The 13,596-nt window shown below is 65.8% G+C and carries 12 protein-coding genes, 1 tRNA gene and 2 pseudogenes; 11 read left to right on the forward strand and 4 right to left on the reverse strand.

Annotated features, from left to right (window positions below; translation table 11 throughout):
• Positions 1-136 precede the first annotated feature (136 nt).
• The 5 genes and pseudogenes from ftsY to ACCQ03_RS13280 all read left to right on the forward strand — a co-directional run bounded on the left by ftsY (position 137) and on the right by ACCQ03_RS13280 (position 4,103).
• Positions 137-1,750, forward strand: coding sequence for a signal recognition particle-docking protein FtsY (gene ftsY / locus ACCQ03_RS13260; protein WP_057678201.1), 1,614 nt, complete (start codon positions 137-139; stop codon positions 1,748-1,750).
• Positions 1,751-2,098: 348 nt separating this feature from the next.
• The gene (gene mutY, locus ACCQ03_RS13265) at positions 2,099-3,172 is read left to right on the forward strand and encodes an A/G-specific adenine glycosylase (RefSeq protein ID WP_057678202.1); all 1,074 of its coding nucleotides are present in this window, start codon (positions 2,099-2,101) and stop codon (positions 3,170-3,172) included.
• A gap of 23 nt (positions 3,173-3,195) precedes the next feature.
• Positions 3,196-3,474, forward strand: coding sequence for an oxidative damage protection protein (locus ACCQ03_RS13270; protein ID WP_017157086.1), 279 nt, complete (start codon positions 3,196-3,198; stop codon positions 3,472-3,474).
• 105 nt (positions 3,475-3,579) lie between these two features.
• Positions 3,580-3,844: pseudogene (locus ACCQ03_RS13275) on the forward strand (hypothetical protein).
• A gap of 16 nt (positions 3,845-3,860) precedes the next feature.
• Positions 3,861-4,103, forward strand: a pseudogene (locus ACCQ03_RS13280) (hypothetical protein).
• 230 nt (positions 4,104-4,333) lie between these two features.
• On the opposite strand, the gene ACCQ03_RS13285 reads toward ACCQ03_RS13280, so the two are convergent.
• On the reverse strand, positions 4,334-5,956 hold the full coding sequence (locus ACCQ03_RS13285) for a hybrid sensor histidine kinase/response regulator (protein ID WP_209227248.1): 1,623 nt from the start codon (positions 5,954-5,956) through the stop codon (positions 4,334-4,336).
• Positions 5,957-6,089: 133 nt separating this feature from the next.
• Positions 6,090-6,662, reverse strand: coding sequence for a hypothetical protein (locus ACCQ03_RS13290; protein ID WP_150147688.1), 573 nt, complete (start codon positions 6,660-6,662; stop codon positions 6,090-6,092).
• A gap of 372 nt (positions 6,663-7,034) precedes the next feature.
• Between ACCQ03_RS13290 and ACCQ03_RS13295 the strand changes: the two genes are divergently transcribed.
• Positions 7,035-7,235: a KGG domain-containing protein gene (locus ACCQ03_RS13295; RefSeq protein ID WP_005914053.1), complete on the forward strand. Its 201-nt coding sequence runs from the start codon at positions 7,035-7,037 to the stop codon at positions 7,233-7,235.
• Positions 7,236-7,470: 235 nt separating this feature from the next.
• The gene (gene cho, locus ACCQ03_RS13300; protein ID WP_209227250.1) at positions 7,471-8,325 is read left to right on the forward strand and encodes an excinuclease Cho; all 855 of its coding nucleotides are present in this window, start codon (positions 7,471-7,473) and stop codon (positions 8,323-8,325) included.
• A 154-nt stretch (positions 8,326-8,479) separates the two neighbouring features.
• Here cho and ACCQ03_RS13305 read toward each other — a convergent pair whose 3' ends face one another.
• Both ACCQ03_RS13305 and ACCQ03_RS13310 read right to left on the reverse strand, forming a co-directional pair.
• Positions 8,480-8,773, reverse strand: coding sequence for a hypothetical protein (locus ACCQ03_RS13305; protein WP_209227252.1), 294 nt, complete (start codon positions 8,771-8,773; stop codon positions 8,480-8,482).
• 254 nt (positions 8,774-9,027) lie between these two features.
• Positions 9,028-9,103, reverse strand: a tRNA-Phe gene (locus ACCQ03_RS13310).
• 181 nt (positions 9,104-9,284) lie between these two features.
• On the opposite strand from ACCQ03_RS13310, the gene ACCQ03_RS13315 reads away from it, so the two are divergent.
• The 4 genes from ACCQ03_RS13315 (at position 9,285) to ACCQ03_RS13330 (ending at position 13,293) form a co-directional block, all read left to right on the forward strand.
• Positions 9,285-9,821 carry a lipocalin family protein gene (locus tag ACCQ03_RS13315; RefSeq protein WP_039568800.1) on the forward strand — a complete coding sequence of 179 codons (537 nt, stop codon included), beginning with the start codon at positions 9,285-9,287 and terminating at the stop codon, positions 9,819-9,821.
• A 113-nt stretch (positions 9,822-9,934) separates the two neighbouring features.
• Positions 9,935-10,411, forward strand: a complete 477-nt coding sequence (locus ACCQ03_RS13320) for an LEA/WHy family protein (protein WP_039568802.1) — start codon at positions 9,935-9,937, stop codon at positions 10,409-10,411.
• 49 nt (positions 10,412-10,460) lie between these two features.
• Entirely contained in the window at positions 10,461-12,254 is a 1,794-nt protein-coding gene (locus tag ACCQ03_RS13325) for an acyl-CoA dehydrogenase C-terminal domain-containing protein (RefSeq protein ID WP_209227254.1), read from the forward strand.
• A gap of 382 nt (positions 12,255-12,636) precedes the next feature.
• Positions 12,637-13,293, forward strand: coding sequence for an HNH endonuclease (locus tag ACCQ03_RS13330; RefSeq protein WP_209227256.1), 657 nt, complete (start codon positions 12,637-12,639; stop codon positions 13,291-13,293).
• The last annotated feature ends 303 nt before the right edge of the window (positions 13,294-13,596 follow it).

Below are 13,596 nucleotides of genomic sequence, written 5' to 3' on the forward strand. Positions count from 1 at the left end.
GCTGGCGCAGCTAGGTGAGTCGCCAGACCTGCGTGCGGCGGTGCATGCAATGCGCCCGGGCGCGGCGCTGGAGGCAGCGTCAAGGTGTCGGGGGGGCCGGATGATAGACTTTCGGGTTTCCCCTACTGCGTTGCCAATGGCCAGCTTTTTTCGCCGTCACAAGCCAATCACGCCAGACAGCTCGCGTACCTCGCGCTACAGCCTGGAAGAACTGGCAGCCGCATTCCCCACCGCGCCGTCTGCCGCCACCCCGGCATCGCCGGTCGAAGCGCTCGCCACGGCCGAGCCAGGCACAGAGACGGCTGCAACGCCGGCTGTTGCGCCTGTTGCGCCTGTCACGCCTGCTCCGGCAGGCAGCGAGCCTGCTGCGCCGGCACCGCCGCAGACCACCGCTGCGCCAGCCGACCAGCTGGCACAGGAGATCGCTGCACGCACGGGCCAGGCGCAAAGCGTTGCCGCCGTTCCCAGCGCGCCGACAACTCCTGCGGCGCCTGCGCCGACCGCATTGCAGGCGCTGCCAGACCCGGTACCCGCCAGCGCCCCCAGCGCGCCGGTTGTGGTGGTGCCGCCGGTCGTGGCGCAGCCACAGACTGTCCCGACGCCGCCTCCCGTCGTGCCTGCGCAGCCAGCCGCGCCTTCGCAACGCGCAGCCCCTGCCGTGGTCGCGCCGCCGGTCTCGACGCCTGCAGCGGCTGCTGCACCTCCCGCCAGCGCGCCCCCAACCAGTGCCGCGCCGACGGTCACCGCACCGGCCATCGTCAGCGCGCCGCTGCCGAGCACGCAGGACGAGAGCATTGTCGGCCAGCGTGATGCCCTCCCCGCCGCACCGGCCGGAAAACCCGGCTGGCGCGAACGGCTGCGCAACAGCACCTTCGCACGCAGCTTCGGCGGCCTGTTCTCGCGCAACCCCAAGCTCGACGACGACCTGCTCGACGAGATCGAAACTGCGTTGATCACCGCCGACGTCGGCATCGGCGCCACCACCGCGTTGATCGACGGCCTGCGCAAGCGAATGAAGTCGCGCGAATTCGTCGACGCCCAGGCGCTGTTCAAGGCCTTGCGCGCCGACCTCATCGCGCTGCTGCAGCCGGTCTCCAAGCCGCTGGTGATCGACCGCTCGCTCAAACCCTTCGTGGTGCTCACCGTTGGCGTCAACGGCGTCGGCAAGACCACCACCATCGGCAAGCTCGCCAAGCGCTTCAAGGACGAAGGCAACAGTCTGATGCTGGCGGCCGGCGACACCTTCCGTGCTGCCGCGGTGGCGCAATTGCAGGCCTGGGGCGATCGCAATGGCGTGGCCGTGATCGCGCAGGGACAAAACGCCGATGCCGCTTCGGTGGCGTTCGACGCGCTGCAGGCCGCCAAGGCGCGCGGCACCGATGTGTTGATCGCCGACACCGCCGGCCGCCTGCACACCCAGACCGGGCTGATGAACGAGCTCGGCAAGATCCGCCGCGTGCTCGGCAAGATCGATGCCGCCGCGCCGCACGAAGTCTTGATGGTCATCGACGGCACCACCGGCCAGAACGCCATCTCGCAGCTGCGCCAGTTCCATGCTGCCGTGGGTGTCACCGGCCTGGTCGTGACCAAGCTCGATGGCACTGCCAAGGGCGGCGTGGTGTTCGCGCTGGCGCGCGAGTTCAATATCCCGATCCGTTTTGCCGGTATCGGCGAGCGCCCGGAAGATCTGCGCGTCTTCGACCCGGTCGCCTTCGTCGACGCGCTGTTGCCGGACGCGTTGGGCGGCTGATTGGAAGATGCCTGCGCGCATCTGCAACCGCTGTGCGCGCAGGCGCTACAGGCAGGTGGCACGGTGCGGCAGGTGTCATGCGATTGGCCCCAGACAAGACCCGTACTGGAGTTCGCCCAGCCCTTGCCCGCAGGACTCTGAAAGCAAGGCTGCGCGGATGCGTCAGTGGCCTGGTCCCCTGCGCCGACACCACCGCAGTGGCCGCCTGGCGATACAGGATGGCGCTGCGAACGGTGCCTGGGCGCAATGACGTGCCGCTGCGGCGAAGGGATGCGCCGCACGAGGTACGCAGCAGATCCGCTCCGCGTCACGTAACTCTCGCCTCGCCCTCCATCGCCAGCACAGCTCATGCCAGCCGACCACGCCACTCCTTCCGCTGATGCATTCGTCGACCGCCTGTTGCACTGGTTCGACGGCCATGGCCGCCATGATCTGCCCTGGCAGCATCCACGCACGCCCTACCGGGTATGGCTGTCGGAGATCATGCTGCAGCAGACCCAGGTCGCGGTGGTCATTCCGTATTTCCACAAGTTCATGGCGCGCTTCCCTCAGCTGGCCGATCTGGCGGCGGCCGACAACGACACCGTGATGGCGCAGTGGGCCGGACTGGGCTACTACGCCCGCGCGCGCAATCTGCATGCCGCCGCCAAGCAATGCGTCGCGCTGCACGCCCGGCAAGTGCCGCGCGACTTCGATGCACTGCTTGCGCTGCCGGGCATCGGCCGCAGCACGGCAGGCGCGATCCTGAGCCAGGCCTGGAACGATCGCTTCGCGATCATGGACGGCAACGTCAAACGCGTGCTCGCGCGCTTCCACGGCATCGCCGGGTATCCCGGCCTGCCGGCGATCGAAAAACAGTTATGGCAACTGGCCACCACCCATGTTGCGCATGTCCCGGCTGGCCGCCTGGCCGACTACACCCAGGCGCAAATGGATTTCGGCGCCACGCTGTGCACGCGCGCCAAGCCCGCCTGCGTGCTGTGCCCGCTACAGACCGATTGCATCGCACGCCGCGATGGCTTGGTCGAGGCGTTGCCCACCCCCAAACCCGGCAAACCGCTGCCCGAACGCGAGGCCACTGCGCTGTTGCTGCTCAATGCCGATAGCCACATCCTGCTGCAGCGACGCCCGCCAACCGGCATCTGGGCCTCGCTCTGGACGCTGCCGCAGGCCGATACCGACAGCGGCATGCGCGCCTGGTTCGCAGCGCATATCGACGGCACCTACGAGCGCGCCGACGAGATGCCGTTGATCGTGCACACCTTCAGCCATTACCGGCTGCACTTGCAGCCCCTGCGCCTGCGCAAGGTCGCGCTGCGTCCGGCGGTGCGCGACAATGACGATCTACGCTGGGTCGCGCCCGCCGATCTCGCATCGCTGGGCCTGCCGGCGCCGATCCGCAAGTTGCTCGACGCGTTATAAGCGCGTCTCCCAAAGGAATCCGCATGACCCGCACCGTGTTCTGCCACTACCAGCAAAGCGACGCCGAAGGCCTGGATTTCGTGCCGTATCCGGGCGAGCTCGGCCAGCGCATTTTCGCGCAGATCGGCAAGACCGCCTGGCAAGCGTGGCTGGCGCATCAGACCATGCTGATCAACGAAAACCGGCTGTCGCCGCGCGACCCCAAGCACCGTGCCTTTCTCGAAGCGGAGCTGCAGAAGTTCCTATTCGAGCGCAACGCCGACAAGCCGGACGGCTACGTGGCGCCGCTGGGTGAGGAATAGTTGGCGCAGACATTGTGATTTAGGGATTGGCAGCAAGGTCGGGCGTTGACAGCCGGAATGCGGGATCACGCTTCATGGCCGTGCTCCGGGTATCTGGAATGGTGATTGGCGACGACAGGCACTGGCCCGTCCGACATTAACGCGCAATCGACATTTATCACTGACGCTGGCGGCGCGCAGTGGCAAAAGTCGCCTTGATGATTGCGCAAGCGCTCACTGACGCGCAGTTGAATCTGGCCGACGTCGAAGAGGCAGCCGACCGCGTCGCGCAGCGCATTGCCTGCCTTGTTCTGAGCGGTCGGCTGGAGGCTGCGGGTGATGTGGCCGACTGGCGACACGTCTCGCTGCCCATTCGCCGCACGCACGCTGACGCAGCCACGTAGGGACTGCGCGACGCATCGCTGCAGTTCCCTACCCAACGGCACATCGACGGCCCACTGCTGTGGGGCAGCGCGCTATTCGGCATTGTTAGGGGACTGGTCGGGCGCTGCACGGCGCCCGCGTTGCCGAGCGCGTCTGCGTTACGGCCGTCCAGCTGGTGTTCGTGGTCGGTTCGTGTCGCAGTGCTGATCGGCAGGCGGCTGCACCTGCGCTATCGACAGAGCACCGCACATTATCCGCGTCGCTGATCGCATCACTGGCCGCGACGGCTGCATCGCCGCTCATCGGCAATGCACCCCGCTACCTCCGCTCGTATGCATCGGGCCAACGACCCAACGCATGGCCATCGATATCCGGGGAATTTCCACAAAGACGGTGTAGGAGCATCGCGATCTTCACCCGGCAGCCAATCGGCGATTGCAAGCATGTTTCGGTGACGCCACCGCATCGCGATAGCGTCACCGGGCGGCACACGCGCTCAGCCCACCCCGGTCGGCCCATCCAGCAGCATACGGATGCGCTTGAGCAATTCCTTCTGCGTATAGGGTTTGCTGACCACATCGAACTCGGCGCCGCCCACGTCGGTGCGCTGGATGCTGGCATCGGCGTAACCGGTGGTGAGCAGGATCTTGATCTTGGGCAACATGCGGCGCGCCTCACGGGCGAGCATCACTCCGTTCATGCCACCGGGCATGATCAGGTCGGTGAACAACGCATCCACCTGCGGAGTCTTCTCCAAGATCTCCACCGCCTCGCGTCCGCTGGACGCAGACAGGATGCGGTAACCGGCGTTTTCCAGAAACATCCGGGCCACCACCGCCACGTCCTGCTTGTCTTCCACCACCAGGATGGTTTCGTTGCCCCCCTTGTCGATGGCGCGGCTCTTGGCTGCCTGCAAATCGTTTTCGAATTCGCTGGAGGCAGGGAAATACAGCCGCACGGTGGTGCCTTCGCCCACCTCGCTGTAGATGCGCACGGTGCCGCCGGACTGCTTGACGAATCCGTACACCATCGACAAGCCCAGGCCGGTGCCCTGCCCTTCCTCCTTGGTGGTGAAGAACGGTTCCATCACCCGGCTGACCACCTCCGGCGGCATGCCCGAGCCGGTGTCGGTCACGGCGATGCTGACGTAGCGGCCCGGGGCCAGCTGGTGGTACATCGCCAGGTCGTGGCCGGTGATCTCCACGTTCTGGGTTTGCACCGTGACTTCCTTGCGCTCGGCCTGCGCCATCGCGTCGCGCGCATTGATCAACACGTTCAACAACGCCACCTCTGCCTGGGTGGTGTCGATCTGGCAGTTCCACAGCCCTTCTTCCAGCACCTGGCGCAACGTGACGCCGCCCCCCAGCGCGCGCTCGGCCATGTTGGTCATGCCGGCCACCAGCCCGTTGAGGTTCACGACCCGCCCGCGCAGTTTCTGCTTGCGTGAAAACGCCAGCAATTGCTGGGTCAAGGTGGCCGCCTTGGCAGCCGCTGCCGCGGCGTGTTCGGCACTGAAGGCAATCCGCTCGGCATTGCCCCCGCCGGCGCTGGCCATCATCTGGATCACTTCCAGATGTCCAGACATCACCTGCAGCAGATTGTTGAAATCGTGCGCGATGCCGCCCGTCAGCTGGCCCAGGGCCTCCATCTTCTGCGCCTGGCGCAGCGCGTCTTCGGCATCGCGGCGCCGGCTCACATCCAACTGCGAGCCGAAGAAATACACCAGGTTGCCCTTGTTGTCGAACACCGGCGAGATGAACAGCGCATTCCAGAACGAAGAGCCGTCCTTGCGGTAATTCAGCACCTCGGTGGCAATTTCGCTGCGGCTTTCGATCGATTCGCGCACATCGCTGATGCTGGCCGGATCGGTCTCCGGCCCCTGCAGGAAACGGCAGTTAGTGCCGATGACCTCATCGGCGGCATAGCCGGTCATCTCCAGAAACGCGCGGTTTGCGAACACGATGGGATTATCCGGAAGATGCGGGTCGGTCACCGTCATTGGCATACGCGTGGTTTCCACGGCGGCAAAGAAGATGTCCGAGCGGTGCTTCTCGACAGGCAGGCCGCTTGTGTCGCTGATCTGAGGCGCCCGCAGCTCTCCGTGACCGGGATCGTTCAAGTGATGTTCTCCGCGGGGCCGTTCCCGTGGCCACAGTTTAGTTGGGTTCGGTGAGGCGATTCGTCACATCCATGAGCATTTCCCGTACGGCCGCGCCCGCCATCGAACCGGATGCGCTGCGATAGCCCCCCCGTCACGGTGCAGGCGTATAGGCAGACAGCAGGACCGGCTGACGCGGATCGGCGGCAATTTCTTTGTGCTCGCGCAGCCGCAGCGCGTCGGCATCGGGCGTGTCCTGGGTGTTCATTTCCCATGCTTCGATCACGCGCTTGTGGAATACGAAAACGCCGCGGCGGCGGTCGTAACGAAAGGTGATGTAGTCGGTCCAGTGTTGTCCGCACGCCACCCCATTTTGCACGGTGAAATACGCGCCCTTCGCGACCAGGCCCTGGTCGCTGTCCAGGAACGGGTCGCACTGTCCGCCTTCGTCGGCTCTGAAGATCACCCGCGTGCTGCGCGCGGCTTGGACAAACCCGCCGTCGGCGTTTGCAACCAGCACCAGCAAGGTACGCGGCGGTGCCGCATCGCCATGGCCACGCAGCGTTTGTTCTGCCGATGCACGCAACGCAACCACGTAATCCAGCCGGCCATCGCCGGTGAGATCTGCGCGAGCGACGCTCATCACCGACTGCCCGGCAGGTAACAACTTGGCAGCGCCGGCGGGCAGCGTGGCGGCGCCGGCTGGCATGGCAAACGTCGCCGTCATTGCCAGCACTGTTGCCCACCACCGGCATCGTGTCGTCATCGCTGTATCCTGGTCTGCGTCGCGGCTGCCAGGATAGCCGGCCGCACCTGCCCCCGCGCGGTGGCATCGGACTGCAACACGCAGGGCCGTGTCGCACGTTCGTCGCATGCGCTGCGGCGCGCACGCACGATGGCGCCGCAATACTGTCGAGCGTCTCCAGCATTGCGTCGCCATGCCGCGTTTTTCGCCAGTGAAGATCGCATGTCAAGCCCGCTTGCCGGCTCACGCCTGGCTGCCGAAATCCCCACGTCCGATTGATGCTTCCACCGCGATGCTGGCCTCGCACCACGGCGTCCAGTGGTGCATTCCCCAACTGACGAATGAGAATCTGCAATGGCAAATCAGAACGACAACAAGGGTGGCACCAGCAACCGCGGCTTTGCTTCGATGGACGAAGACAAGCAGCGCGAAATCGCCTCCAAGGGCGGCAAGGCGGCCCATGAAAGTGGCAACGCCCACGAGTTCACCTCCGAAGAAGCGCGCGAGGCCGGCAAGAAGGGTGGCCAGGCGAGCGGTGGCGGCAACAACCGCTGAGCAGCACAACACGGCAGGTACCACGGCGCTTCCGGAATTGCTGCAGCTCTTCCGGAAGCGTTCTTTTCAAGAATCGTGCAGCGTCTCAGCTGATGCGACAGCACATCGGCACGCTGCTGCCCGATGACAACGATTTTCCGCACGCACTCATACGCCACCGAGCATGCAGCAGCCCCAGGCCCTCTGGGTGGTTACGCACGCATCGAGACGCCGGCGCAGCAGACCAAGGTCCGTCGTGGCCCGCAGTGAACGCGTTCGCCGCGGTCTCGGTGCGGTCGAATACGCCTATCCCGATCATTTACGCAGCACGCTCGCAACCTTGCCAACGACTGCCGGGGTGTATCTGTTCCACGGCCAGGACAGCGAACTGCCGTTGTACATCGGCAAGAGCGTGAACTTGCGTGGGCGGGTGATGGATCACTTCCGCACGCCACGCGAAGCCGCCTTATTGCGCCAGACCCGTCGCATCAGCGTGTTCGAAATGGCCGGCGATCTTGGCGCGCAGCTATTGGAATCGCAGCTCATCAAATCGATGCGCCCGCTGTACAACCAAAAGCTACGTCGCGTCCCGCGTCAGTTTTCGATCCGGCTGTATTGTGGCGAGGTGTCTATCGTGCATTCGGCCGAGCGCGATCCGGCGGTCACACCGTGGCTGTATGGGCTCTATTCCAGCCCACGCGCCGCCAAGGAAGCGCTGCGGCGGCTGGCCGATCGCGACCGTCTTTGCTACGGGCTGCTCGGCCTGGAACGCGCCACCGATGGCCGCCCGTGTTTCCGCGCCATGTTGAAGCGCTGCGCCGGTGCCTGCCATGGCGCCGAATCGCTGGGCGACCACGAGACGCGTCTGCGCGCTGCCCTTGAATATCTGGAACAGGCCGTCTGGCCCTTTCCTGGCGCGGTGGCGTTAAAGGAAGAAGGCAAGCAGTTGCGCCAGTTCCACGTGCTGCGCAACTGGCATTATCTGGGCAGCGTCAGCTCGCTGGCTGCTGCCCGCAAACTGAAGACCGCACCCGGCGACTTCGATCGCGATTGCTACCGGATTTTGCGCAAGGGGCTGCAAACGCATCTGCACAACGTGGTGTTGCTATAAGCACGACATGGGTGGGCGCGCGCACTCCGGCACTCGGAGCAGGCGCTGAGTTCATGCAAGACATCGCGCGCCTTGCCGCCGGGCTGTCCTGTTCCATCACCAACAACGCCCCCTTGCCTGCACTTCCGTAGCGCACGCGAGAGTCTTCGATGCTTCAGCCGCTCTGCCTCTCGCAGCAGCGGTATTGCTTGGGGTCCAGAAACTCCGCCAGACAAGAACCCACGCGCAGCGCCTGCTCGCGTGCGTCGCCCCGGTACTCGCCCTGCCCTGCGCCCTCGATCGTGGCCACGGGCGCGGCGCGATCGCGGTGGTAAACGAACGCAGTCGAAAGCCACAGCGTCGCGCCTGGCGCCTGGCTTTCCAGCGTCTCCACGCGAAATTCACCGCAGTAGCCGTGGATCAGGGTGCGTCGAAGTGTCTTGTGTGTCTTGTGTGTCTTGTGCGTCATGCGCGCAGTATCGCCATGCGCATTTGAAGACCACGTCGAAATCGATTGCATCGTGCGCACATAGGACCTACACGGATGATGACCGGGCGGCCGAACCAACGCGCGAGTCTGCGTCCACGCTGGATCGCGTCAGCGCACGCACGCGCGCAACACAAACACAGCGCACAGCATGCGCAACCGAGCCAGTGACAGGAGGTGGGGGAAGCAGTAGATCCGGTGGAAACCGGGAAGCCTTGCGAACGAAGGCTTGGATATGGTGGCCGAGGACGGAATCGAACCGCCGACACGGGGATTTTCAATCCCCTGCTCTACCAACTGAGCTACTCGGCCACTTACCCTGCAACACGATGCCTGCGTTGCGAGGACGCGCACTATAGCGAGCAGGCGCAGTTTGGGCAAGCGCTGCGAGCAACTTTATTGCCGGCCGCCGTGGGGGACGCGTTTCTTGCACCGCTTCACGCCGCGCGGCCGGGGACATGGCCTAGCCTGCGCGCGTCCACCGGAGATTGTCATGCGCCTGCCCCGCCTGCTGCTGTCGTTCGTCGCCCTGCTGCCGCTGGCCGCGTTTGCGCAACAGCCGGTGCGCGCGGTGCCGCAGCTGGACATCTCGCGCTATGCCGGCCAGTGGCATGAGATTGCACACCTGCCGGTGTCGTTCCAGAAAAAGTGCCGTAGCGACATTACCGCCATCTACACCTTGCGCGACGATGGCTTGATCGGCGTGCGCAATGGCTGCCGCACCGCCGATGGCAGCCTGACCCAGGCCGACGGCGTGGCGCGCCCGGTCGCCGGCCAGCCCGGGCAGTTGCAGGTGCGCTTCGCTCCCGAGTGGCTGGGTTGGTTGCCGCTGGTGTGGGCCGACTATTGGGTGATCGCGCTCGACCCGGATTACCAATGGGCGGTGGTCGGCGAGCCGGATCGCAAGTACCTGTGGATCCTGTCGCGCTCGCCGCAGATGCAGCGCGCGCAACTGGAACGGCTCAAGGCGCAGGCCACCGCGATGGGCTACGACCTGTCGCCATTGATCGTGGCCGCGCCGGTGTTGTGAGGCCTGCCCGCGCCCCGGCCTAGGATCGCCACCTCCGCTGCGCGCGCTGGGGAGCAGCGACCGTACTGCGTAGTATTCTTGGCGCCGCCTCATTCCGCCAAGGACCCGAGTCCATGCGTCGTGCCTATCGTCTTCTTCTTGTGTCGCTGGCCTGCGGGTTGCTGCTGAGCGCCTGCGGCGGCGCAGTCCGCCGGGTGTCCGAGCCGGCCGCCAGCATCCAGCAACTGACCGTGCGTGCCGACGGCGCCTGGTCGGTTGACCTGCGCCTGCAGAACTACAGCAGCATCCCGATGCAGTTCGAACGCGTGGCGCTGGAAATCTCTGCCGGCGATCAACTGGCCGGCAAGCTCGACCAGGCAGTGGGCATGTCGATCGGCCCGGAAACCGCCGACGTGGTCACCGTCACCGTGCAACCCACCTCGCTGGGCCGCATCACCGTGGCCGACGTGCTGGCCGGCGGCCGCTCGTTCCCGTATGCGCTCAAGGGCACCGTCTGGGCGACCCCACAGGACAAGAAACAACGCGAGTTCAGTGTGGAATCGCGCAATACGCTCAGCCCGGCTCCCGGCCTCAACGGCGTGCTGCGCTAAGAGTGGCCCTAAGGCGCACGCCTCCCGTACCCGCTTCCAAGGATCCCGCATGAGCAGCTATACCGCCCCGCTGACCGATTTCCGCTTTGCCCTGCACGACGTGCTTGGCGCGCACGCCCTGTTCGCCCGGCTCGGCTACACCGAGGCCAGTGCTGACATCATCGACGCCGTCCTCGAAGAGGCCGGCCGCTTTACCTCGCAAGTGCTGGCGCCGCTCAACAGCGTGGGCGACGAGATCGGTTGCGCGTTCGACAAGAGCACACACGCAGTGACCACCCCGCCCGGCTTCCGCGCCGCCTACGATCAATTCGTGGAAGGCGGCTGGAACGGGCTCACCGCCGAACCGCAATTCGGCGGCCAGGGCATGCCGCACACGCTGGGCGTGCCGCTGAGCGAAATGATCAACGCCGCCAACCTGGCCTGGGGCAACTTCCCGCTGCTGTCGCATGGCGCGATGGAAGCCCTGCGCCAGCACGGGGAGACCTGGCAGCAGGACGTCTTCCTCAAACCGCTGATCGACGGCCGCTGGACCGGCACCATGTGCCTGACCGAACCGCATTGCGGCACCGACCTGGGCCTGCTCAAGACCCGTGCCGAACCCAATGCCGACGGCAGCTACGCCATCACCGGCACCAAGATCTTCATCACCGCCGGCGAGCACGACCTCACCGACAACATCGTGCACCTGGTGCTGGCCAAGCTGCCGGACGCATCGGCCGGCGCCAAGGGCATCTCGCTGTTCGTCACCCCCAAGTTCAAGGTGGACCGCGACAGCACCATGGGCGAGCGCAACGCGCTGCATTGCGGGTCCATCGAACACAAGATGGGCATCAAGGGCTCGGTGACCTGCGTGATGAACTTCGAGGGCGCGCAGGGCTACCTGGTCGGCCAGCCGCACAAGGGCCTGCAGGCGATGTTTACGATGATGAATACCGCACGCCTGAGCGTGGGCCTGCAAGGCATCGGGCTATCCGAGCGCGCCTACCAGAACGCCCTGCGCTACAGCCGCGAGCGGTTGCAATCGCGGGCGCTCAGCGGCGCCAAGTTCCCGGACAAGCCGGCCGACCCGATCATCGTGCACCCGGACGTGCGCCGCATGCTGCTGACCATCAAGTCGCTGACCGAAGGCAGCCGCTTGCTGGCGCTGCACGCGGCCAGCCTGGTGGACGTGGCACATCGTGGCGAAACCGAACGCGAACGCGCCGATGCCGAGACCCTGGTGAGCTTCCTCACCCCGATCTCCAAGGCCTGCCAGACCGAATGGTCGATCGAGAACACCTACCACGCCCTGCAGTGCTTCGGCGGCCACGGCTACATCCGCGAGTACGGCATGGAGCAGCTGGCCCGCGATGCGCGCATCACCACCATCTACGAAGGCACCACCGGCATCCAGGCGCTGGACCTGATCGGGCGCAAGACCGCCGCCAGCCAGGCTGCCGGGCTGAAGTTGTTCCTGGCCGCCGTGGAAACCTTCGCCAACGCGCAGGACGGCAATGCCGCGCTGGCCGAGTTCATCAAGCCGCTGCGCGACAAGTGCAGCGAATGGGCGATGCTGACCCGCGATGTGCTCGATCGCGCCGCGCGCAACCCGGACGAACTGGGCGCGGCCAGCCATGACTACCTGTTTTATTCGGGCTACGTGGTGCTGGCGTACTGGTGGGCGCGTAGCGTGGCCGCTGCCGACGCATCGGCGCATGGCGAGGACTTCAGGCGCGCCAAGCGGGAGACGGCGCGGTTCTACTTTGCGCGTCTCCTGCCGCGCACCCTGACCCATGCCGCCGCCATCCGCAGCGGCGCCGCACCGCTGATGACGCTAGAAGCGGAACTGTTCGGCGAAGGCTGAGTGCTCGCGCCCGGGTGCGCTCCTACGGCTAACGTCGCGGGATTCCGCCGCTGTCGTAGGAGCGGACCTGGCCGCGACTGGGAGTATCGCGCGACAAGGCATCGCGCCCGGGTGCGCTCCCACGGCTAATGCCGCGGAACTCCATCGTTTTCGTAGGAGCGGACCTGGCCGCGACTGGAAGTATCGCGCGACAAGGCGTCGCGCCTGGGTGCGCTCCTACGGCTCATTAAGGCCATCACTGCGTTCGAAGCGTGATCCCGCGGCGCGGCGGCACGGAATCGCAGACAACAGTACTCGCCGAGCCAGTGCTTTCGAGTCACGCGCCAACGCCGTTCGCTGCGATACACAAACTGTCAACGATCGGGTATAAGCTGTTTTCCCGATGGAGACAGACACGCACGTTCGTGATGTGATCGTCCCCGGAGGCAGCGCTGCCCCGGACGCGGGCAGCGCTGTCGCTGCAATCCACCAACTCCCCACGCTTCGCCTGTTGTCGCTCGATGCGCACGGCCGCGTGCTGGACTGGATCAACTGGCAAGACGCTGCCTGCCTGTACGCCCGCGATGCGGTGTCGTGGACGCTGGGCGAGCCTTGCATGCAGATCCACGGCGGCATCTCGCGGCTGACCGGCGAGCGCAGCACGCTGGACCTGCACCCCATCATCGCCGCGCGCGGGCATGCCCGTTCGCGCGCGCTGGACCCGACCCCGACCCTCAGCAACACCGCGTTGTTCGCGCGCGATTCGCAGCTGTGCATGTATTGCGGCCAGCATTTCAGCCGCCCGCACCTGACCCGCGACCACGTCATGCCGGTGTCCAAAGGCGGTCGCGACAGTTGGGAAAACGTGGTGACCGCCTGCTTCCAGTGCAATTCGCGCAAGGCCAACCGTACGCCGCAACAGGCGCATATGCCGCTGCTGGCGGTGCCCTACCGGCCGAGCTGGATCGAGCACCTGATCTTGTCCAACCGCAACATCCTGTCCGATCAGATGGCCTTCCTGCGCGCGCAACTGCCCAGGCGCTCCAAGCTGTCGCTGTAGGCCCACTGGTCACGCGTTGCGCCTTCTGGCGGGTGACTTGCCGCGCCAGGCTCGGCGCAGGGCCAAGGCAGCCACGAATGATTGAGCCTGGACACGCGTGCTCGTGCCCCACGCGCGCAGCAGCGCTGGCGGCTTCCCTGGCGCGCCGGGTGTCCCACGTGACATCGAACCCGGCCACCGCGACCCAAGGCATGACACGCCTCGATACGGCCCAGTGCCCTCCGCCCGACGCAGGCACTGAGGCCGAGTGATCTAGACGACACGGCGCAATCGACCCATCCACAGGTGCGGCAGATTGCCGCA

The organism is Xanthomonas sp. NCPPB 3569 (assembly GCF_041475645.2).
In the GTDB taxonomy this organism is placed as follows: Bacteria; Pseudomonadota; Gammaproteobacteria; order Xanthomonadales; family Xanthomonadaceae; genus Xanthomonas; species Xanthomonas phaseoli.

Bases quoted from the DNA above. Each gene is read 5' to 3' on its own strand.
- ftsY (WP_057678201.1), top strand. From the start codon at position 137: ATGGCCAGCTTTTTTCGCCGTCACAAGCCAATCACGCCAGACAGCTCG.
- mutY (WP_057678202.1), top strand. From the start codon at position 2,099: ATGCCAGCCGACCACGCCACTCCTTCCGCTGATGCATTCGTCGACCGC.
- ACCQ03_RS13270 (WP_017157086.1), top strand. From the start codon at position 3,196: ATGACCCGCACCGTGTTCTGCCACTACCAGCAAAGCGACGCCGAAGGC.
- ACCQ03_RS13290 (WP_150147688.1), bottom strand. From the start codon at position 6,662: ATGACGGCGACGTTTGCCATGCCAGCCGGCGCCGCCACGCTGCCCGCC.
- ACCQ03_RS13295 (WP_005914053.1), top strand. From the start codon at position 7,035: ATGGCAAATCAGAACGACAACAAGGGTGGCACCAGCAACCGCGGCTTT.
- ACCQ03_RS13305 (WP_209227252.1), bottom strand. From the start codon at position 8,773: ATGACGCACAAGACACACAAGACACACAAGACACTTCGACGCACCCTG.
- ACCQ03_RS13315 (WP_039568800.1), top strand. From the start codon at position 9,285: ATGCGCCTGCCCCGCCTGCTGCTGTCGTTCGTCGCCCTGCTGCCGCTG.
- ACCQ03_RS13320 (WP_039568802.1), top strand. From the start codon at position 9,935: ATGCGTCGTGCCTATCGTCTTCTTCTTGTGTCGCTGGCCTGCGGGTTG.
- ACCQ03_RS13325 (WP_209227254.1), top strand. From the start codon at position 10,461: ATGAGCAGCTATACCGCCCCGCTGACCGATTTCCGCTTTGCCCTGCAC.
- ACCQ03_RS13330 (WP_209227256.1), top strand. From the start codon at position 12,637: ATGGAGACAGACACGCACGTTCGTGATGTGATCGTCCCCGGAGGCAGC.